This window comes from Bradyrhizobium sp. SZCCHNS1022, assembly GCF_032484835.1.
Taxonomy (GTDB): Bacteria; Pseudomonadota; Alphaproteobacteria; order Rhizobiales; family Xanthobacteraceae; genus Bradyrhizobium.
In genome coordinates, this window is the sequence record NZ_JAUETT010000001.1 from 2,026,143 (window position 1) to 2,045,561 (window position 19,419).

Below are 19,419 nucleotides of genomic sequence, written 5' to 3' on the forward strand. Positions count from 1 at the left end.
CCGCTACGCCTTCGCCGCCTTGCGTTCGGCATGCGCGGCTTCCCACACCTCGTGCGCGGCGTCCGCATTGAGGCAGGCGATGCCGACGCCGACGATCAGGTCGGGCCAGATCGAGTGCCACAGAAAGGCGCTGATCAGCCCTGCGGCGATGATCGCGAGGTTGGCAAACGCGTCGTTGCGCGCCGACAGGAACGCCGCTCTCGTCAGGCTGCCATGGTGATGCCGGACCCGCGCGAGCATGATCGCGCAGGAGAGATTCACGATGAGCGCACCTAAGCCGGTGATGGTCAGTGGCAGCGGCTCGGGGACGGCGGGCGTGAAGAACTTCTCGCCCGCGGTCCACAGCCCGGCGAGTGCCGGCACCAGCAGGACGACCGCGAGCACCATGCCGAGCCACGCGCGGGCCGGCGCGCTCCAGCGCAGCGCAAACAGGATGAGGAGATTGACCGAAGCATCTTCGAGGAAGTCGACGCTGTCGGCGAACAGCGACACCGATCCGATCGCGAGCGCCACCGCGAATTCGATGCCGAAATAGCCGAGATTGAGCAGCGCAACGGCGATCACCGCGCGCCGCACCGCGGTCGTTCGCGGATCGTCAGTGATGTCGTCAACCGCCATTGGATGCCGCCAGTCGCTCAGCTTCCGCCAGATCCTCGGCGGTGTTGGCATTGAAGAAGGGATCGAGCGGTGTCGTCGGCCAGGTCACGGTCGCGAGCCTATAGCGCGCGGTGAAGCGGTCGATCTTCCTGATGTCCTCGACCACCAGCGCGTGACGCAGCTGATCGCGCAAGGATACTTTCCACAGCCCGATCACCGGATGCGACTGGCCGTCCGATGCCGCCACGGCGAGCTCGGTGCCGTCGGCGCATACCGCGGCGTGCAGCCGCGTCACCAGATCCCGCGGCAGGAATGGGCAGTCGCCGGCTGCGCTCAGCATCCATGGTGCGGACGGCAGGTTGGCTGCGACCCAGTCCAGCCCGGCGAGGATTCCTGCCAACGGTCCGGGAAAGTCGGTGACGCTGTCCGCCACGACCGGCAGGCCGAACGCTGCAAAGCGGGCGGGATCGCCATTGGCATTGAGGATCAGGCGGCTGCATTGCGGCGCAAGCCGCGCGATCACGCGCTCCAGGATGGTGCGGCCGGCGATGACGCGCATCGGCTTGTCGCCGCCGCCCATCCGCCGCGCCAGCCCGCCGGCCAGCACCACGCCCGGAATGTCCATCGCGGTCATGGATTCAGTCATCGCCGCCTTCGCCCTTGCGCCGGTGTTTGGCCGATTCTTCTTCGACATAGGCCAGATCCTGGTCGTAGACGATCCGCTCCGCGCCCGAAAGCGCGATGAAGCGTTTGCCCCTGGTACGACCGACCAGGGTCAGCCCGACCTGGCGCGCGAGGTCGACGCCCCACGCCGTGAATCCGGAGCGCGACACCAGGATTGGAATGCCCATCCGCACCGTCTTGATCACCATCTCGGAGGTCAGCCGGCCCGTGGTGTAGAGGATCTTGTCGGCGGGATCGACGCCGTGGCGGAAGAGCCAGCCTGCGATCTTGTCCACGGCGTTGTGACGTCCGACATCCTCGGTGTAGCAGATCGGCGTGCCTTGCTCGCACAGCACGCAGCCATGGATCGCGCCGGCCTCGAGATAGAGCGAAGGCATCGTGTTGATGGTCTGCGTCATCTGATAGAGCCACGAGGTACGCAGCTCGGCCTTGGGCAGCACGATGCTCTCGATCGCCTCCATCAGGTCGCCGAAGGCGGTGCCTTGCGCGCAGCCGGACGTCTGCGTGCGCTTCTTCAGCTTCGCTTCGAAATTGGTGTGATGTTCGGTGCGCACGACCACGACCTGCAGATCGTCGTCATACTCGACCTCGGTGACGACGTCGTCGTATTTCAGCATGTTCTGATTGAGCAGATAGCCGAGCGCCAGATAGTCCGGATAATCGCCGATGGTCATCATCGTGACGATCTCCTGGGCGTTCAGGTAGAGCGTCAGCGGCCGCTCCACCGGCACCTTGATTTCGACCCGCGCGCCGGTCTGGTCGATGCCGCTGACGCGCTCGGTCAGCCGCGGATCGCTTGGGTCAGGCAGGATGCGCGGGGCGGGGGATCTTTCGAGTTTCACCATAGTCTCAGCTTAGCATGACAAGGCGATCCCGCCGATATAATGATGGCTCCGGGCGCGAAGCAGCGCTTGCTCGTCATTGCGAGGAGCGCCAGCGCCGAAGCAATCCAGATCTTCTCCGCGGAACCATTCTGGATTGCTTCGGCGCTGATGCGCCTCGCAATGACGGGAAGCTTCGGAGCGAACCGGTTGCGGAGTAGACAAGACATGAACGTGATTGGCCTCGCCGGCTGGAGTGGTGCCGGCAAGACCACCCTGCTGACCCGCGCGATTCCGTATCTGAAAGCGCAGGGCCTGCGCGTGTCCGTGATCAAGCATGCCCACCACAGATTCGATGTCGACGTGCCCGGCAAGGATTCCTGGCGGCATCGGGAGGCAGGGGCGGAGGAGGTCCTGGTGTCTTCAGCCGCGCGCTGGGCCTTGATGCATGAGTTGCGCGGTGACGCGGAGCCCGCGCTCGCCGACCTGCTGGCCAAATTGTCCCCGGTCGATCTCGTGGTGGTCGAGGGCTACAAGGCCGATCCGCATCGCAAGATCGAGGTGCATCGCGCAGCCAACGACAAACCGCTGCTGTTCCCGAACGACCCCGCCATCATCGGGATCGCCAGCGATGCCGCGATCAAAACGTCGCTGCCGACCGTCCATCTCGACGACATCCCGGCGATTGCAGCATTGATGTTGCAGGCGGCAATGCCGGTCGCCGACATCATTGCGATGGCCCGACATTAAGAGGCAGAGACATCATGGCGCAGCTCTCCGACGATTGTTTTGCCTTCGGCGGCCCCTTGATGTCGATCGACGATGCCGTCGGCATCATCACAGCGAGAGTGAGCGCGGTCTCGGAAACCGAGACCGTGCCGCTGATCGCGGCCGATGGGCGCATCCTTGCCGGCGATGTGGCGGCGCCATTGCCGCTGCCGCCATTCACGAATTCGGCCGTTGACGGTTACGCGGTGCGCGCGGCCGATCTGCCGGTCGGACGTGAGGCGACATTCGCAGTCGCGGGGCGCGTCGCCGCCGGCAGCGCGGCAGCAGCTCCTATTGTGGGCGCGCACGCCGTGCGCATTTTCACCGGTGCGCCCATGCCTGACGGCGCGGACACCGTGTTCATGCAGGAGGATGTGGGCCTCGCCGACGACGGCCGCGTCAGGCTGCCTGCCGGGCTGAAGCCGGGCGCCAATGTGCGTCCCGCAGGCGAGGACATCGCGGCCGGCGCCGTCGCACTCAAAGCAGGCCTGCGCCTGAACCCGCAACATCTGGCGGTGGCCGCCGCCTTTGGCCTGCCGGCGCTGACCGTGCGGCGCCGCATCCGGGTGGCGGTGTTTTCCACCGGCGATGAACTGGCCTCACCCGGCGCTTCGCGCGGGCCGGCGCAGCTCTACGATTCCAACCGCTTCATGCTGATGGCGATGTTGAAACGCCTCGGCTGCGAGGTGTCCGACCTCGGCATCTTCAGCGATGAGCGGGCGCCGCTCGCAACGTCCCTGCGCGACGTCGCTGCCCGGCACGATCTGCTTCTGACCACCGGCGGCGTCTCGACCGGCGAGGAGGATCACGTCAAAGCTGCGGTCGAGAGTGTCGGCTCGCTGGTGCTGTGGCGGATGGCGATCAAGCCGGGACGTCCGGTCGCGATGGGCATCATCTCGGGTACTCCGTTCATCGGCCTGCCCGGCAATCCGGTGGCGAGTTTTGTCACCTTCGTCCACGTGGTCCGGCCGACCGTGCTGGCCCTTGCCGGCGGCCTGCCGGAGGTGCTCATGCCGATGCCGGTGCGCGCCGCCTTCAGCTACAAGAAGAAGGCCGGCCGCCGCGAATATGTTCGCGTGACCTTGCGCAAGGCGGCGGATGGCTCGTTCGAGGCGACCAAGTTCCCACGCGAGGGCGCTGGCCTCCTCTCGTCCCTGATCGAGACTGACGGGCTGGCAGAACTCGGCGAGGAGATCATCAAGGTCGAGCCCGGCCAGAGCGTCGGCTTCCTCTCTTATGCCGAACTGATTTGAAGGCGCGTGCTCAGCCATGCGCAATTTGGGCCACGGCCTTTTCGGCCGTCGGTTGACGCTGCGGTCTTGCTTCGCCATGGTCCGCCGATGACAACGACGATGCTCGATCTCAAGGGCTTGAAGTGCCCGCTGCCGGCGCTGAAGACCCGCAAGGCGCTGAAGCCCCTCAAGCCTGGTGACCGCCTCGAAGTGCATTGCACCGATCCCTTGTCGGTGATCGATATCCCGAATCTGATTCGTGAGACCGGCGACAAGGTCGAAATCGCCGAGCGCAGCGAGCGGCAGATCGTGTTCCTGATCGAGAAATGCGATCGTGCGCAGGTTGGCTGATCGCATCTTTGTTACCCGGGCGGGCTGGGTTTCGCCCTGCTCCTGACATCCTGGCGGCGTCAAACTCGCACTGTGCCAGCGTGGTAGAGCCGCTCGAGATTGGGATAGCGCGACACGTAGAATCAAACTACCAACGTCTGGCCCGCGGTTCCATTTGAGATTCGGATGATTTGATCGAGAACTCGAATGACTCGCGTCATTCGGTCGCACCTTTGCCTGCAGCTGTTAGTGGCGAACTAATGATTTGCACGCGCTGCAACGTAACAATGAGCAATGTTTGTTGCTGCGCCGCGACGAATCTACGTTGTTTGTTTCGATATCAGCTTTTGCGACTCGACATCTTCCGCGGCTTCTGCACCAATCACGGTTTCTCCGCAGAGGTTGCGGAGGATCAGTCATGCCCGTTGTGAATCGAGGCGGAAGCAAACCCCGACACAATGATGGCAGGCGGCATAAGAGGTCGGCAGGGGTGTTATGCGTGTCGAAGCCGACCTTGGGGCCTTGTGCATCGCGACATGTCGTGGTGCATCCATTACGGACGGCCGCGACTGACCGCGTTGATTCAAATCAAGGGGACTGAAGATGGGACTTAGCCTTGGGACGGGCGCAAGTAGGGGAGGTTTGAATGGCTAGCGTTGAGAGTGCTGGAACCATGGTCGAGGAAAGCCCGGGAATTTTTGACCGCGAGCATACCGTCGCCAAGGCCGGCTTTAATCGGTGGCTGGTGCCGCCTGCGGCGCTATGCATCCATTTGTGCATAGGCATGGCCTACGGTTTTTCCGTGTTCTGGCTACCGCTGTCGCGGTCGATCGGCATCACCCAGACCAAAGCCTGCCCGGACATGTCGCTGGTCGAGGAGCTGTTCACCACGACCTGCGACTGGAAGGTCGCGAGCCTGGGGTGGATGTTCACGCTGTTCTTCGTGCTGCTCGGCGTCTCCGCTGCGATCTGGGGCGGCTGGCTCGAGCGCGCGGGTCCGCGAAAAGCGGGTGCGGTTGCAGCATGCTGCTGGGGTGGTGGCCTGCTGATCGCTGCGTTCGGGATCTATATTCACCAGCTCTGGATCATGTGGCTCGGCGCCGGCGTGATCGGCGGCGTCGGGCTTGGCCTCGGCTACATCTCGCCGGTTTCGACGCTGGTGAAGTGGTTCCCGGACCGGCGCGGCATGGCGACCGGCATGGCCATCATGGGTTTCGGCGGTGGCGCCATGATCGGTGCGCCGTTGGCGAACCTGCTGATGAACTACTTCAAGACTCCGACCTCGGTCGGCGTCTGGGAGACCTTCGTCGCGATGGGCGTGATCTACTTCATCTTCATGATGATCGGCGCCTTCGCCTATCGCGTGGCTCCGGCCGGTTGGCAGCCTGATGGCTGGACACCGCCGACGACCAAGAAGGCGATGATCTCCGAGCACCATGTCCATCTGCGGGATGCTCACAAGACGCCGCAGTTCTGGCTGGTCTGGTGGGTGCTGTGTCTCAACGTGTCCGCCGGCATCGGCGTGATCGGCATGGCCTCGCCGATGCTGCAGGAGATCTTCGCCGGCAAGCTGATCGGCCTGCCCGACGTCAGCTTCAACCAGCTCGACGCTGCGCAGAAGGCAACGATCGCGGGGATCGCGGCCGGCTTTGCCGGTCTGCTGTCACTGTTCAACATCGGCGGCCGTTTCTTCTGGGCGTCGCTGTCCGATCACATCGGCCGCAAGAACACCTACTATTGCTTCTTCCTGATCGGCATCGTGCTCTACGCGCTGGCGCCGACCTTTGCGGCAATGGGCTCTAAACTGCTGTTCGTGGGAGCGTTCGCCGTCATCCTGTCGATGTATGGCGGTGGTTTCTCGACGGTGCCGGCCTATCTCGCCGACCTGTTCGGAACCCAATTCGTGGGTGCCATTCACGGCCGGCTGCTGACGGCGTGGGCGACGGCCGGCATCATCGGCCCTGTCGTGGTGAACTACATCCGCGAGTTCCAGCTGGCTGCCGGCGTGCCGCGCGACCAGCTCTATAACTCGACGATGTACATTCTCTGCGCCATGCTGCTCGCCGGCCTGATCTGCAATTTCCTGATCAAGCCGGTCGATCACAAGTGGAACATGAGCCCGGAGGAAGTCGCCCGGTATCAGGCCGAGACCGCCAAGACCGAAGCTGGAATCCAGCACGGCTCGTTCGGCATCGGCAAGGGCGGCCTCGACGCCAAGGCCGGCCTGTTCTGGCTCTTCGTCGGTATCCCGTTGTTGTGGGGTGTCTGGAAGACCTTGGAAAGCGCGGTCAAGATTTTCTGATCGCCTTGCGTTATTGATTGCGGGACGCGCCAGCCCGGCGCGTCCCGCATTTTTTTTGCGCCATTGTTGATGAATGATTTTAGGGGATCGAAATGTCTCGGCTTTGGATTTGTTGTCTTGCCAGCGGTGCTGGTCGCCAATCCGCTTTCGACCGGCTTTGCCCAGACGGCGCCGGCTGCTGCGGCCGCCTCCGATGGCGCGAAGCCGTCGCGCGTGAAGCCGTCGCGCGTGAAGCTGTCGATGCAGAGGCTGAAGGAGATGAAGGCCAAGTGGAGCGCGAACAGGCCGAAGCTGAAGGCCTGCCGGAAGCAGGTCAAGGCAAAGGGTCTCCTGGGCGACGAACGCTGGTTCTATATCGAGGATTGCACGAGCAAGGGCTGAGGCTCGGCCCGCATCAGCCGCGGGCGGAAATGGGTTCCCTCGTTTCCGCTCATGGAGCGATGACCTCGTAAATTGCGAGTTGCACTTGCCTCTGGCATGCCAGGGATTAGAGTGGCCTAAAGATTTCAGGGAATGAAGCGCTAATGGCTCACGATGTGCATCAAGTTCGTGCCTTCGACCATCCAGGAGAGGGCCGCCGGCGAGCCAAGGCCACGCCGAAAGGCCGGCAGGTCGATCCCACCGCCGCGCATGAGATCGTGGAGTTGCTCTGCGAACGCCCGCGCCGGCGCGATCTTCTGATCGAGCACCTGCACCTGATCCAGGACACGTATCGTCAGATTTCGGCGGCGCATCTGGCCGCCCTCGCCGACGAGATGAAGCTGTCCTTTGCCGAAGTGTTCGAGACCGCGACCTTCTATGCGCATTTCGACGTGGTGAAGGAAGGCGAGCCGAACCTGCCGCCGCTCACGGTCCGAGTTTGCGATTCCTTGAGCTGCGCCATGATGGGCGGCGAGCAGCTGCTGGCCGATCTCCAGGCCCAGGCCGGTCCCGGTATCCGCGTCGTGCGCGCACCCTGCGTTGGCCTGTGCGACTGCGCGCCGGTGGCCGAGGTCGGGCATCATTTCGTGCACCAGGCCACGCCGGCCGAGGTGCTGGCGACCGCCGCCCGCGACGATAGTCACCCGCATATCCCCGACTATATCGACTACGGAGCCTATGTCGCTGGCGGCGGCTACAAGTTGCTGAACGACCTGCGCGCCGGCCGCGTCAGCCGCGATGACATCCTGAAGGTGCTGGATGATGCCAGCCTGCGTGGGCTCGGCGGTGCTGGCTTCCCGACGGGGCGCAAATGGCGCGCGGTGCTCGGCGAGCCTGGACCGCGGCTGATGGCGGTCAATGGCGACGAGGGCGAGCCGGGCACCTTCAAGGACCGGCACTATCTCAACAGCGATCCGCACCGCTTCCTCGAAGGCACCCTGATCGGCGCCCATATCGTCGAGGCGGGCGAGGTCTACATCTACATCCGCGACGAGTATCCGGCGGCACGCGAGATCCTCGCGCGGGAGATTGCCAAGCTGCCGCCGGGCGGCCCGGTGCTGCATCTGCGCCGCGGCGCCGGCGCCTATATCTGCGGCGAGGAATCCTCGCTGCTGGAGAGCATCGAGGGCAAGCGCGGCCTGCCGCGGCACAAGCCGCCTTACCCGTTCCAGGTCGGCCTGTTCGGCCTGCCGACCCTGATCAACAATATCGAGACCTTGTGGTGGGTGCGCGACCTCGTCGAGAAGGGCGCGGGCTGGTGGACCAGCCATGGCCGCAACGGCCGCAAGGGACTGCGCAGCTATTCGGTCTCGGGGCGCGTCAAGAATCCCGGCGTCAAGCTGGCGCCGGCCGGCATCACCGTGCGCGAGCTGATCGATGAGTTCTGCGGCGGCATGGCCGACGGCCACAGCTTCTACGCCTATCTGCCGGGCGGCGCCTCCGGCGGCATCCTCCCCGCATCGATGGACGACATCCCGCTCGATTTCGGCACGCTGGAGAAATATGGCTGCTTCATCGGTTCGGCCGCGGTGATCATCCTGTCGCAGCACGACAGCGTGCGGGCAGCCGCGCTGAACCTGATGAAGTTCTTCGAGGATGAGAGCTGCGGCCAGTGCACGCCGTGCCGGGTCGGCACCCAGAAGGCGGCGCTATTGATGCAACAGCCGGTCTGGAACCGGGCTCTGCTCGACGAATTGAGCCAGGCGATGCGCGATGCTTCGATTTGCGGGCTCGGCCAGGCCGCCTCGAACCCGCTGACCTCGGTGATCAAATACTTCCCCGACGAATTCAAGGACGCAGCCGAATGACCGCGATTCTGTTCGAGCTCGATGGCGTCAACGTCGAAGCCAAACCTGGCGAGACGATCTGGCAGGTCGCGCAGCGTCAGGGCAAGGAGATCCCGCATCTCTGCTACTCGCCGGCGCCGGATTATCGCCCGGACGGCAATTGCCGCGCCTGCATGGTGGAGATCGAAGGCGAGCGCGTGCTCGCCGCCTCCTGCAAGCGCACGCCGACCGTCGGCATGAAGGTGAAGACGGCAAGCAGCCGTGCCGTTGCCGCGCAGAAGATGGTGATGGAGCTCTTGGTCGCCGACCAGCCGGCGCGCGAGACCTCGCACGATCCGGATTCCAAGTTCTGGCATTGGGCGGAAAAGACCGGCGTCACCGAGAGCCGCTTCCCCTCCGTGGAGCGGTGGCAGGCCGACCCGAGCCATCCGGCGATGCGCGTCAATCTCGATGCCTGCATCCAGTGCGGCTTGTGCGTGCGCGCCTGCCGCGAAGTGCAGGTCAACGACGTCATCGGCATGGCCTATCGCAATGCCGACGCCAAGATCGTGTTCGATTTCGACGATCCGATGGGCGAATCCACCTGCGTCGCCTGCGGCGAATGCGTGCAGGCCTGCCCGACCGGCGCGCTGATGCCGGCCGTGATGCTGGACGACAAGCAGACCCGCGTCACCTATGCCGATCGCAAGGTCGATTCGCTGTGCCCGTTCTGCGGTGTCGGCTGCCAGGTCACCTATCAGGTCAAGGACGAGAAGGTGATCTATGCGGAAGGGCGCGACGGTCCGGCCAATCACAACCGGCTCTGCGTCAAGGGCCGCTTCGGTTTCGACTACATCCACCATCCGCACCGGCTGACCAAGCCCTTGGTGCGGCTGCCGAACGCCAAGAAGGACGCCAACGACCAGGTCGATCCGGCCAATCCGTTCACGCATTTCCGCGAGGCGAGCTGGGACGAAGCGCTCGATATCGCCGCCAAGGGTCTCGTCAAGATCCGCGACGAGAGGGGAGCAAAGGCGCTGGCCGGCTTCGGCTCGGCCAAGGGCTCCAATGAGGAAGCCTATCTGTTCCAGAAGCTCGTGCGCACGGGTTTCGGCTCCAACAATGTCGACCACTGCACGCGGCTCTGCCATGCCTCCTCGGTCGCCGCGCTGTTCGAAGGTCTGAGCTCCGGCGCAGTGTCGGCGCCGTTTGCGGCCGCCGCCGATGCCGAGGTGATCTGGGTGATCGGCGCGAACCCGACCGTGAACCATCCGGTCGCCGCGACCTATATCAAGAACGCGGCCAAGCGCGGCGCCAAGCTCTACGTCATGGATCCGCGGCGGCAGGTGCTGTCGCGCCATGCCACCAAGCATCTCGCCTTCAAGCCGGGCAGCGACGTCGCGATGCTGAATGCGATGATCAACACCATCATCACGGAGGGCCTGACCGACGAGCAGTACATCGCGGGCTACACCGAAGGCTATGACGAGCTGAAGGCGAAAATCCAGGAGTTCACCCCCGAGCGCATGGCTCCGGTCTGCGGCATTCCCGCGGAAACGCTGCGCGAGGTCGCACGGGCCTACGCCACTGCCAAATCCTCGATCATCTTCTGGGGCATGGGCATCAGCCAGCATGTCCACGGCACCGACAATGCGCGCTGCTTGATCGCGCTGGCGCTGATCACCGGCCAGGTCGGCCGTCCCGGTACCGGTCTGCATCCGCTGCGCGGGCAGAACAACGTGCAGGGCGCATCGGACGCTGGCCTGATCCCGATGTTCTTTCCGGACTATCAGCCAGTCGGCCGCGCCGACCTGCGCGGCGCCTTCGAAAAGCTATGGGGACAGGAGCTCGACCCCGTGCGCGGGCTCACCGTGGTCGAGATCATGAACGCGATCCACGCCGGCGAAATCCATGGCATGTATATCGAGGGCGAAAATCCGGCGATGTCGGATCCCGACCTGCAGCACGCCCGCGAGGCGCTGGCGAAGCTCGACCATCTCGTGGTGCAGGACCTGTTCGTCACTGAGACTGCTTTCCATGCCGATGTGATCCTGCCGGCATCTGCCTTCGCGGAGAAATCCGGCTCCTTCACCAACACTGATCGCCGCGTGCAGCTGGCGCGCGAGGTGATCAAGCCGCCGGGTGATGCCCGTCAGGATCTCTGGATCATCCAGGAGATCGGCAAGCGGATGGGTCTGCCGTGGAACTATTCCGGACCCGGTGAGGTGTTCGCCGAGATGGCCGAGCTGATGCCGTCGTTGAAGAACATCACCTGGGAGCGGCTGGTGCGCGAGGGCGCGGTGACCTATCCGGCCGACGATCCGAACAAGCCCGGCAACGAGATCATCTTCACCACCGGCTTCCCGACCGAAAGCGGCCGCGGCAAGATCGTGCCGGCGCACATCATCCCGCCGGACGAGGTGCCCGACGACGAGTACCCGATGGTGCTGTCGACCGGGCGCGTGCTCGAGCATTGGCACACCGGATCGATGACGCGCCGCTCCAACGTGCTCGACCAGATCGAGCCGGAGGCGGTCGCCTTCATGTCGCCGAAGGACATGCGGCGCCTGCAGGTGGTGCCGGGCGATTTCATCCGGCTGGAGACCCGCCGCGGCGCGGTCGAGGTCAAGGTGCGCTCCGACCGCGACGTGCCCGAGAACATGGTGTTCATGCCGTTCTGCTATGCGGAAGCCGCCGCCAATCTCCTCACCAATCCCGCGCTCGATCCGTTCGGCAAGATCCCGGAGTTCAAGTTCTGCGCGGTCCGCGTCGCGCGCGCCGAGCTGCGCAACGCGGCCGCGGAGTAGCCCGCCGGGCGCGCGCAGGCAGCGCTTATGAGTTTCCTATGAGGGACGGCCGGACGCCGTCTCGCATTCCTACGCCGATCATGTCCATCGTTCCTCTCTGCTGGCACGTCGTTATGCGCCGGCGTCAGGAGACTGGCCATGACTTCGATCGATCTGCACCGCGGTACCGCGCGCGGCTTCGGCAAGGGCAGTGCGGCGCCGCTCGCTCGTACCATCAGCCGGATTCGCGCCGCCTTCAGAACGATCCATGCGGCGATTGCCGCGGCGAAGATCCGGCGGCTGCGCAACGAGCTGATGTTGCGCGGCAGCCCTGCCGGCGCGCCCTCGATTGTCCCTGATCCGATCCGGCAGCCTCAGGTGCCGCTGATCCTCTCTGACAAATGGGATTTCTGAAGTGATCGATGCGCCCGGGATATCCGGGCGCATCGCAATTCTGGTTTAAGCCTGCGCGCGGATATTGCAGGCAGGCGCGTCGGCGATCTCCTGAGAGAGAAGCAAGGCGTTCGCCTTGGCCACGGTGGTCTTGGCCTCCTCATCCAACGCGACCAGCGGCAGCCGCACATCCGGGCGCATCAGGTCTTGCAGGCTCAAAGCATATTTGAGCGCCGCGGGCGTATCGCTTGCAAGAGCTTCGACCATCGGCAGCATCTGCCGATACAGCCGTCGTGCCGCGCGCCAGCGCGCCCGCTGACCATACGCAAGCATCGCGGCGCATTGATGTGGCGCAATGTTCATGACCTGGGAGATGCAGCCGTCGCCGCCTGCGGCGATGAACGGCAGGGCCGTTGCATCATCGCCGGATAGGAGCCGGAAGCCGGCCGGGAGCAGCGAACGCAGCCGCGCCGTACGCATGATATCCCCGGTGCCGTCTCGCAGGCCGACGAACTGGCTGGACTGCGCGAGCCGGGCCAGCGTGTCGTCGGACAGCCCGCGCGCGGTTCGCGCGGGACAGTCGTGCAGGATGATCGGCAGTGCTGTGGCTGCGGCCACGGCGCGGAAATGCGCGTCAAGTCCTTCCTGCATGGGCCTGTTGTAGTAAGGCACCACCGAGAGGATTGCGTCCGCGCCTGCGGCGGCGGCCTGCTTTGTGTTTTCCACCGCAAGGCCGGTGGAGTTCGAGCCGGCGCCGGCGATGACATGGACGCGCTTGCGCGAGGCCTCGACGGCCGTGCGGATGATCGCGTCGCGTTCGGCGGGAGTGAGTGTCGCGGCTTCGCCGACGATATCGCACACCACGATCGCGAGGGCGCCGGCCTCGATCTGCCGCTCGCAAAGCCTGCCGAGAGCCGCGAGGTCGACCGTACCCTCGGCATCGAACGGCGTCGGGATGTCTGGAATATAGCCTGCCAGCCATCTGGCCGGATGGCCGCCCCAACGATAGCTGGTGACTTGCGACGTCATGCGACGGGCCGTTTGCCGGCGCCGAACAGCATTCCGATCGGCGCGAGCCGGCCTTGCGTGTCGAGTTCGATCGTGCGGTGCAATTCGACGATGGTCTCGGGATGATGGCCGTTCTCGAACAGCGCATATTTCATGGCCTCGGCGCGGCTGACGAACAGGCCGCCATAGAGGCCGTTCTGCTCCTGGGCGACCCATTGGCCGCTCCTGTTCCTGCCAATGAAGACGAGGGCGGCAGCGGATTGATTGTGCGAGGGAGGTTCGACGAATTTCACGGAAATGGTCCTTTCAGCTGCGGCGCGCGAATCCCTTGCGAGATCCGTGGCTGTGGTCGTTCAAATATCGAAGGGGGTGGATAGGAATTCGAGACGGCGCGACGGTCGACGTCATAAGCGTCGCGTATAGGGCGCGCCTCAGGAGGCCGTCAGCTGGTTCAATTCCATGACGCCGCAATAGAGTGCGGTATAGGCAACCATCTCATCCCAATGGTTCAGCCCGGCGGTGAAGACGCGCTCGCGCCGCATCGTGCCAAGCACGGCGCAGAGGATGATCGTCATCCACAGCAGCGCAGCGAGGCTGCGGCCGAAGCTGATCGTGCCGAACGCGGCGAAGACCAGCAGGATGGAGGTTCGTACGACGAAGCGAAGCACGACCCGTAGCGGCGAAAGCTCGGTCGATGTGTCTGCAGTTGGCACCACTGCTTTCCCCGGGGTCGCTAAGCGAAGTTGTCACAGCAGAAGGGCATCGTCGCAGCGCCTGCGTCGGCAGGTGGCACATGCGGGGCGCTCCTCGGCTCGCTGGATCCGCGGGCCTCCAAACAGGCCTCGAGAACCGCCAGCGCGAGGTCGGCATGCCGGCCCTCGACCGAACGGTCGAGCCAGTCGGGCAGCTCGCGCATGCGCGACAATGCGCAATGCCACTCGCCGGCGTCGTAGGCGATCCGGCGCAGCTGCCATTGCGGCAATTCCAGCGCGATCAGCTCGAGGGCGGCGTCGATCCGGGCGCCCGACCTCATCAGGTCTTCGATCCGCGCTCTGCGATGGTCACGCTCCAGGGCAGGCGACTCGCGCCTCGAGCTGCCGAGGATGTCGTCCATCAGGGCCGATGTCGTCGCGGCGACATCATGTCCGGCAAGTTCCTGATATCTGCTCGCAAGCGACATGACGTCGTCCCGAAGGTCATATTGCTGCAGCCCGCTTCGGACTGCGCCCGGCAGCATGGCAAGATCGCCGTAGGAAAACGAGATGATCGCCGGGCGCCGGATATAAATGCCGCATAGGCAGAGGAGGGCAGAGGTGATCCGTTCCCACGCGTTGTTCGCAGCGAAGGCGAGAGGTCTGCGGCGGTCGGCCCTTATGGTTTCGTGTGACTTGCGGCGCTTGTGCTTTAGGTCCCACACGCGCCAAAAAGCCGGTTTCTGCGGTGTTTCCAAGCCGATCTTCCGGTTCAGCTCTCCCAGTATAAATCTTGTTTCGTTTTTTCGGAAATGTGCTATGCTTGTTTCGTCCTGTTTCGTCGGAGGGGCGTACGCGTCGTCACGAACGTGAGGCGGGATGCGGTGGACGTGGTTGCTTGCGATGAGACGAGCGCAAGGATCGCGGACGTGAAGTCGTGTCGTCCTGGCGCCCCGGTGCTGGCGCCAAGTTGGCGGCGATGCTCAGTGCATCGTGCCGATGACGGGGGCAAGAAAGCCGGTCCCCGGGGAGAACTCGTATAAGCGTTAAAACCATCGCGCAGGGAATGCCGGTTGATCGGCGGAACCTGTGGTGACTGCCGCCTGCTATTTTCTTTGCAGGCGGGCCATGGGTGAGGCCTTCACCCGGCATTCCCTGCTCCCTCTGAATCAAGGGGGGATCATCTCAAAACCTCGGACGCCTGGCGCCGCGAGAAGGTGAGCGTGTGGCTGCACGCGGTACCGAGGTCAGCCAAGCGCCGACCGTCTTTATGAGATTCCTATAAGTTTGCCGCGGGCACCGTCTCGAAAACCTATGTCTCCAATGGCACTTCCGGGCGACGGATCCGGGCGTAGCAGAAGCGACCCGCGATTGATCCATCGCAACGCTGCTCGTCCGGATCAGGGCAGCTTTGTGCGCTGCCTATTCCGCGCACGACCTGGAGCAAACCATGCTTGACATTCTGATGCTGGCGCTTGCCGCCGGCCTGTTCGCACTGGCGATCGGCTACACCTACGCCTGCGAGCGGCTTTAGAGGAGGCGAGCCATGATGTTCGACTATTCGCTTGCGGCCGCCGTCTCGCTCGGCCTTCTCGTTTACCTCACTTACGCGCTGCTGCGGCCCGAGCGGTTCTGACCGCTTACGACCTGCGCAATCAAGGGCACCTTCCATGACCGCTATCGGCTGGATTCAAATCCTCCTTTACTGCGCGATCGTCATCGCGCTCACAAAACCGCTCGGCTGGTACATGACCCGCGTGTTCTCGGGCGAGCGCACCTTTCTCTCGCCGGTGCTGCGCCCGGTCGAGTCCGCGATCTACTGGATCAGCGGCGTCGATGAGCGGCGCGAGCAGCACTGGCTGACCTACACAGTCGCAATGCTGCTGTTCCACGTCGGCGGCTTCCTGATCATCTACGGCGTGATGCGGCTGCAGGCCGTCCTGCCGTTCAATCCCGCGGGGCAGTCGGCGGTCGCCGAGGATCTGTCGTTCAACACCGCAATCAGCTTCCTCACCAACACCAACTGGCAGAACTACGGCGGCGAGAGCACGGTTTCCTATCTCGTGCAGATGCTGGGCCTGACCCATCAGAACTTTTTGTCGGCGGCGACGGGTATCGTCTTGGCGATTGCGCTGATCCGCGGCTTTTCGCGGGCCTCCGCCCGCACGGTCGGCAATTTCTGGGTCGACGTGACGCGCTGCACTCTCTACGTGCTGCTGCCGATCTGTGTCGTCTACACACTGTTCCTGGTCTGGCAGGGCATGCCGCAGACACTCGGCGACTATGTCGAGGCGACCACCCTCGAGGGCACCAAGCAGACCATCGCGGTCGGCCCGGTCGCCTCCCAGGTCGCGATCAAGATGCTCGGCACCAATGGCGGCGGTTTCTTCAATGCCAATGCGGCGCATCCGTTCGAAAACCCGACTGCACTATCGAACTTCGTGCAGATGATCTCGATCTTCGTGCTCGGTGCGGCGCTGACCAACGTGTTCGGCCGCATGGTCGGCAACCAGCGCCAGGGCTGGGCCATCCTCGCCGTCATGGGCGTGCTGTTCGTCGCCGGCGTGTTCGTGACCTATTGGGCCGAGGCCAACGGCACCACCACGCTCGATGCGCTGGGACTGACCGGCGGCAACATGGAAGGCAAGGAAGTCCGCTTCGGCATCGTTGCGTCCTCGCTGTTCGCCGTCATCACCACGGCGGCATCCTGCGGTGCAGTCAATGCGATGCATGACAGCTTCACCGCGCTCGGCGGCATGATCCCGCTGATCAACATGCAGCTCGGCGAGATCATCGTCGGCGGCGTCGGCGCTGGGCTCTACGGCATGCTGCTGTTCGTGGTGCTCGCGATCTTCGTGGCGGGCCTGATGGTCGGTCGCACGCCGGAATATGTCGGTAAGAAGATCGAGGCGCGCGAAGTGAAGATGGCGATGCTGGCGATCCTGGTTCTGCCCTTGATGTATCTCGGCTGGTCCGCGGTCGCCGTGGTGCTGCCGTCAGCCGTCGCATCGATGGCCAATGCCGGCCCGCACGGCTTTACTGAAGTGCTCTATGCCTACACGTCGGCGACCGCCAACAACGGTTCCGCTTTCGCCGGTCTGACAGGCAACACCTTCTTCTACAACCTGACGCTTGCCAGTGCGATGTTCGTCGGCCGCTTCTTCATGATCATCCCGGCAATGGCGATTGCCGGCTCGCTGGCGGGCAAGAAGTCGATCCCGCCCTCGGCAGGGACGTTCCCGACCACCGGCGGCCTGTTCGTCGGCCTCGTCGTCGGCGTCATTCTGATCATCGGCGGCCTGACCTTCTTCCCGGCGCTGGCGCTCGGGCCGATCGTCGAGCATCTCGCGATGAACGCCGGCACCTTATTCTGATCGGGCTCTTTTCGGAGTGACTTCCATGGAAGCTGTTCACAAGACCAACAAGCGGATGCCGGTCGCCACGATGCTGGATCCGAAAATCGTGACGCCGGCGTTCGCTGCAGCGTTCGCCAAGCTCGATCCCCGGCTCATGATCAAGAACCCCGTGATGTTCGTGGTCGAGGTCGTGGCTGCGCTGACCACCGTGATCTTCCTGCGCGATCTCGTCACCGGAGGAGCCAATCTCGGCTTCACCTTCCAGATCATCCTCTGGCTCTGGTTCACGGTGCTGTTCGCCAATTTTGCGGAAGCCGTGGCCGAGGGCCGCGGCAAGGCGCAGGCGGACTCGCTGCGCAAGACGCGCTCAGAGAGCCAGGCCAAGCTCTTGACCGGCATCGACCGTACCTATCGGCTGGTACCGGGCACCAGCCTCAAGGTCGGCGACATCGTGCTGGTCGAAGCCGGCGATACCATTCCGTCGGACGGCGAGGTGATCGAAGGCGTTGCCTCCGTGAACGAGGCCGCCATCACCGGCGAGTCGGCTCCCGTGATCCGCGAATCCGGCGGCGATCGCTCGGCCGTGACCGGCGGCACGCAGGTGCTGTCCGACTGGATCCGGGTCAAGATCACGGCGGCGCAAGGTTCGACCTTCATCGACCGCATGATCCGGCTGGTCGAGGGCGCAGAGCGGCAGAAGACGCCGAACGAGATCGCGCTGAACATCCTGCTGGCAGGGCTGACCATCATCTTCGTGTTCGCCACCGTGACGATCCCGAGCTACGCCGCCTATGCGGGCGGCTCGATCTCGGTGGTGGTGCTGGTCGCGTTGTTCGTCACCCTGATCCCCACCACCATCGGTGCGCTGTTGTCGGCGATCGGCATCGCCGGCATGGATCGCCTGGTCCGCTTCAACGTGCTGGCCATGTCGGGCCGCGCGGTGGAAGCCGCCGGTGACGTCGATACGCTCCTGCTCGACAAGACCGGAACGATCACGCTCGGCAACCGCCAGGCGACCGCCTTCCGTCCGGTGCGCGGGGTCGGCGAGCAGGAACTGGCGGACGCCGCTCAGCTCGCCTCGCTGGCCGATGAGACGCCGGAGGGCCGCTCCATCGTGGTATTGGCCAAGGAGAAATATGGCATCCGTGGCCGCGACATGGCCGAGCTCGGCGCCACCTTCGTGCCGTTCACGGCGCAGACCCGCATGAGCGGCGTCGATGCCGGCGGCTCCTCGGTCCGCAAGGGCGCGGTCGATGCGATCCTGAACTATATCGGCGGCGGAGCGACCCAGCTCGCCTCCGGCAATACGGTCCGGGCGATTCAGCCGACGCCCAATTCGGACGTGGCGCGCGAGGTGCAGGCGATCGCCGACGAGATCGCCAAGACCGGCGGTACGCCGCTGGCGGTGGCCAAGGATGGCCGACTGCTCGGGGTCGTGCAGCTGAAGGATATCGTCAAGGGCGGTATTCGCGAACGCTTCGCCGAGCTTCGTCGGATGGGCATTCGCACCATCATGATCACCGGCGACAACCCGATGACGGCTGCCGCCATTGCGGCCGAGGCCGGCGTCGACGACTTCCTGGCGCAGGCGACGCCCGAGGACAAGTTGAAGCTGATCCGCGACGAGCAGGCCAAGGGCAAGCTGGTCGCGATGTGCGGCGACGGCACCAACGACGCACCCGCACTGGCGCAGGCCGATGTCGGCGTTGCCATGAACACCGGCACGCAGGCCGCGCGCGAGGCCGGCAACATGGTCGACCTCGATTCCAATCCGACCAAGCTGATCGAGGTGGTCGAGATCGGCAAGCAGCTTCTGATGACGCGCGGCGCACTGACGACGTTTTCGATCGCCAACGACGTCGCCAAGTATTTCGCGATCATCCCGGCGATGTTCCTGGCGTTCTACCCGCAGCTCGACGTGCTCAATGTCATGCATCTGGCGAGCCCGCAGAGTGCGATCCTGTCAGCGATCATCTTCAACGCGCTGATCATCATCGCGCTGATCCCGCTGGCCCTGAAGGGCGTCGCCTACCGCGCCATCGGCGCCGGCGCGCTGCTCGGCCGCAACCTGATGATCTACGGGTTAGGCGGCATCATCATTCCCTTCATCGGCATCAAGGCGATCGACCTGATCGTGACCGCCTTGCACTTAGCCTAAGCGACAACCGTGATGGCGAGCGAAGCTATCAATACGTCCACCGTCGTTCCGGGGCGCCTCGAAGAGGCGAGCCCGGAATCTCGAGATTCCGGGTTCGATGCTGCGC

19 protein-coding genes are annotated in these 19,419 nt (G+C 64.4%); 12 read left to right on the forward strand and 7 right to left on the reverse strand.

The genetic code is table 11. From position 1 onward, the window contains the following. Positions 1 to 3: 3 nt before the first annotated feature. The 3 genes from QX071_RS09225 to QX071_RS09235 are packed head-to-tail and all read right to left on the reverse strand — an operon-like array spanning position 4 to position 2,126. Positions 4 to 618, reverse strand: a complete 615-nt coding sequence (locus QX071_RS09225) for a cation transporter (protein WP_315701133.1) — start codon at positions 616 to 618, stop codon at positions 4 to 6. Further along, a complete protein-coding gene (gene mobA / locus QX071_RS09230; protein ID WP_315701132.1) occupies positions 608 to 1,243 on the reverse strand; it encodes a molybdenum cofactor guanylyltransferase MobA in 636 nt (211 codons plus the stop codon). The genes QX071_RS09225 and mobA overlap by 11 nt, the downstream gene beginning before the upstream one ends. Next, positions 1,236 to 2,126, reverse strand: a complete 891-nt coding sequence (locus QX071_RS09235) for a formate dehydrogenase accessory sulfurtransferase FdhD (protein ID WP_315701131.1) — start codon at positions 2,124 to 2,126, stop codon at positions 1,236 to 1,238. Before QX071_RS09235 ends, mobA begins: the two co-directional genes overlap by 8 nt. Positions 2,127 to 2,330: 204 nt before the next feature. Between QX071_RS09235 and mobB the strand changes: the two genes are divergently transcribed. From mobB to QX071_RS09275, 8 genes are all read left to right on the forward strand, one after another. Continuing rightward, complete coding sequence (gene mobB, locus QX071_RS09240; protein WP_315701130.1) at positions 2,331 to 2,852, forward strand: molybdopterin-guanine dinucleotide biosynthesis protein B; 522 nt, start codon at positions 2,331 to 2,333, stop codon at positions 2,850 to 2,852. Between the two features lie 14 nt (positions 2,853 to 2,866). After that, positions 2,867 to 4,123, forward strand: coding sequence for a gephyrin-like molybdotransferase Glp (gene glp, locus QX071_RS09245; protein WP_315701129.1), 1,257 nt, complete (start codon positions 2,867 to 2,869; stop codon positions 4,121 to 4,123). Positions 4,124 to 4,210: 87 nt separating this feature from the next. Next, a complete protein-coding gene (locus QX071_RS09250; RefSeq protein WP_315701128.1) occupies positions 4,211 to 4,453 on the forward strand; it encodes a sulfurtransferase TusA family protein in 243 nt (80 codons plus the stop codon). 625 nt (positions 4,454 to 5,078) lie between these two features. Beyond that, complete coding sequence (locus tag QX071_RS09255; protein WP_315701127.1) at positions 5,079 to 6,734, forward strand: OFA family MFS transporter; 1,656 nt, start codon at positions 5,079 to 5,081, stop codon at positions 6,732 to 6,734. Between the two features lie 126 nt (positions 6,735 to 6,860). Next, complete coding sequence (locus tag QX071_RS09260) at positions 6,861 to 7,115, forward strand: hypothetical protein (protein WP_409998044.1); 255 nt, start codon at positions 6,861 to 6,863, stop codon at positions 7,113 to 7,115. Positions 7,116 to 7,258: 143 nt separating this feature from the next. Beyond that, positions 7,259 to 8,962 (forward strand): NADH-ubiquinone oxidoreductase-F iron-sulfur binding region domain-containing protein, encoded by a 1,704-nt coding sequence (locus QX071_RS09265; RefSeq protein WP_315701125.1) that lies wholly within the window; start codon positions 7,259 to 7,261, stop codon positions 8,960 to 8,962. Then, positions 8,959 to 11,727 carry a formate dehydrogenase subunit alpha gene (fdhF, locus tag QX071_RS09270; RefSeq protein ID WP_315701124.1) on the forward strand — a complete coding sequence of 923 codons (2,769 nt, stop codon included), beginning with the start codon at positions 8,959 to 8,961 and terminating at the stop codon, positions 11,725 to 11,727. The genes QX071_RS09265 and fdhF overlap by 4 nt, the downstream gene beginning before the upstream one ends. A gap of 138 nt (positions 11,728 to 11,865) precedes the next feature. After that, positions 11,866 to 12,120 (forward strand): hypothetical protein, encoded by a 255-nt coding sequence (locus QX071_RS09275; protein WP_315701123.1) that lies wholly within the window; start codon positions 11,866 to 11,868, stop codon positions 12,118 to 12,120. Positions 12,121 to 12,165: 45 nt separating this feature from the next. Here the strand turns inward: QX071_RS09275 and dapA are convergent, their stop codons facing one another. The 4 genes from dapA to QX071_RS09295 all read right to left on the reverse strand — a co-directional run bounded on the left by dapA (position 12,166) and on the right by QX071_RS09295 (position 14,221). Then, the gene (dapA, locus tag QX071_RS09280) at positions 12,166 to 13,128 is read right to left on the reverse strand and encodes a 4-hydroxy-tetrahydrodipicolinate synthase (protein WP_315701122.1); all 963 of its coding nucleotides are present in this window, start codon (positions 13,126 to 13,128) and stop codon (positions 12,166 to 12,168) included. Further along, positions 13,125 to 13,400, reverse strand: coding sequence for a hypothetical protein (locus QX071_RS09285; RefSeq protein WP_315701121.1), 276 nt, complete (start codon positions 13,398 to 13,400; stop codon positions 13,125 to 13,127). Before QX071_RS09285 ends, dapA begins: the two co-directional genes overlap by 4 nt. Before the next feature lie 138 nt (positions 13,401 to 13,538). Beyond that, positions 13,539 to 13,823 carry a hypothetical protein gene (locus QX071_RS09290; protein WP_315701120.1) on the reverse strand — a complete coding sequence of 95 codons (285 nt, stop codon included), beginning with the start codon at positions 13,821 to 13,823 and terminating at the stop codon, positions 13,539 to 13,541. Between the two features lie 17 nt (positions 13,824 to 13,840). Continuing rightward, positions 13,841 to 14,221, reverse strand: coding sequence for a hypothetical protein (locus tag QX071_RS09295; RefSeq protein WP_315701119.1), 381 nt, complete (start codon positions 14,219 to 14,221; stop codon positions 13,841 to 13,843). A 989-nt stretch (positions 14,222 to 15,210) separates the two neighbouring features. Here QX071_RS09295 and QX071_RS09300 point away from each other — a divergent pair. The 4 genes from QX071_RS09300 to kdpB are packed head-to-tail and all read left to right on the forward strand — an operon-like array spanning position 15,211 to position 19,313. Continuing rightward, positions 15,211 to 15,333 (forward strand): hypothetical protein, encoded by a 123-nt coding sequence (locus tag QX071_RS09300; RefSeq protein WP_315701118.1) that lies wholly within the window; start codon positions 15,211 to 15,213, stop codon positions 15,331 to 15,333. Positions 15,334 to 15,345: 12 nt separating this feature from the next. Then, positions 15,346 to 15,435: a K(+)-transporting ATPase subunit F gene (locus QX071_RS09305; protein WP_315701117.1), complete on the forward strand. Its 90-nt coding sequence runs from the start codon at positions 15,346 to 15,348 to the stop codon at positions 15,433 to 15,435. Positions 15,436 to 15,469: 34 nt separating this feature from the next. Continuing rightward, positions 15,470 to 17,173, forward strand: a complete 1,704-nt coding sequence (gene kdpA / locus QX071_RS09310) for a potassium-transporting ATPase subunit KdpA (protein ID WP_315701116.1) — start codon at positions 15,470 to 15,472, stop codon at positions 17,171 to 17,173. A gap of 25 nt (positions 17,174 to 17,198) precedes the next feature. Next, the gene (gene kdpB, locus QX071_RS09315) at positions 17,199 to 19,313 is read left to right on the forward strand and encodes a potassium-transporting ATPase subunit KdpB (protein WP_315701114.1); all 2,115 of its coding nucleotides are present in this window, start codon (positions 17,199 to 17,201) and stop codon (positions 19,311 to 19,313) included. Positions 19,314 to 19,419 lie beyond the last annotated feature (106 nt).

Bases quoted from the DNA above. Each gene is read 5' to 3' on its own strand.
- QX071_RS09225 (WP_315701133.1), bottom strand. From the start codon at position 618: ATGGCGGTTGACGACATCACTGACGATCCGCGAACGACCGCGGTGCGG.
- mobA (WP_315701132.1), bottom strand. From the start codon at position 1,243: ATGACTGAATCCATGACCGCGATGGACATTCCGGGCGTGGTGCTGGCC.
- QX071_RS09235 (WP_315701131.1), bottom strand. From the start codon at position 2,126: ATGGTGAAACTCGAAAGATCCCCCGCCCCGCGCATCCTGCCTGACCCA.
- mobB (WP_315701130.1), top strand. From the start codon at position 2,331: ATGAACGTGATTGGCCTCGCCGGCTGGAGTGGTGCCGGCAAGACCACC.
- glp (WP_315701129.1), top strand. From the start codon at position 2,867: ATGGCGCAGCTCTCCGACGATTGTTTTGCCTTCGGCGGCCCCTTGATG.
- QX071_RS09250 (WP_315701128.1), top strand. From the start codon at position 4,211: ATGACAACGACGATGCTCGATCTCAAGGGCTTGAAGTGCCCGCTGCCG.
- QX071_RS09255 (WP_315701127.1), top strand. From the start codon at position 5,079: ATGGCTAGCGTTGAGAGTGCTGGAACCATGGTCGAGGAAAGCCCGGGA.
- QX071_RS09265 (WP_315701125.1), top strand. From the start codon at position 7,259: ATGGCTCACGATGTGCATCAAGTTCGTGCCTTCGACCATCCAGGAGAG.
- fdhF (WP_315701124.1), top strand. From the start codon at position 8,959: ATGACCGCGATTCTGTTCGAGCTCGATGGCGTCAACGTCGAAGCCAAA.
- QX071_RS09275 (WP_315701123.1), top strand. From the start codon at position 11,866: ATGACTTCGATCGATCTGCACCGCGGTACCGCGCGCGGCTTCGGCAAG.
- dapA (WP_315701122.1), bottom strand. From the start codon at position 13,128: ATGACGTCGCAAGTCACCAGCTATCGTTGGGGCGGCCATCCGGCCAGA.
- QX071_RS09295 (WP_315701119.1), bottom strand. From the start codon at position 14,221: ATGGACGACATCCTCGGCAGCTCGAGGCGCGAGTCGCCTGCCCTGGAG.
- QX071_RS09305 (WP_315701117.1), top strand. From the start codon at position 15,346: ATGATGTTCGACTATTCGCTTGCGGCCGCCGTCTCGCTCGGCCTTCTC.
- kdpA (WP_315701116.1), top strand. From the start codon at position 15,470: ATGACCGCTATCGGCTGGATTCAAATCCTCCTTTACTGCGCGATCGTC.
- kdpB (WP_315701114.1), top strand. From the start codon at position 17,199: ATGGAAGCTGTTCACAAGACCAACAAGCGGATGCCGGTCGCCACGATG.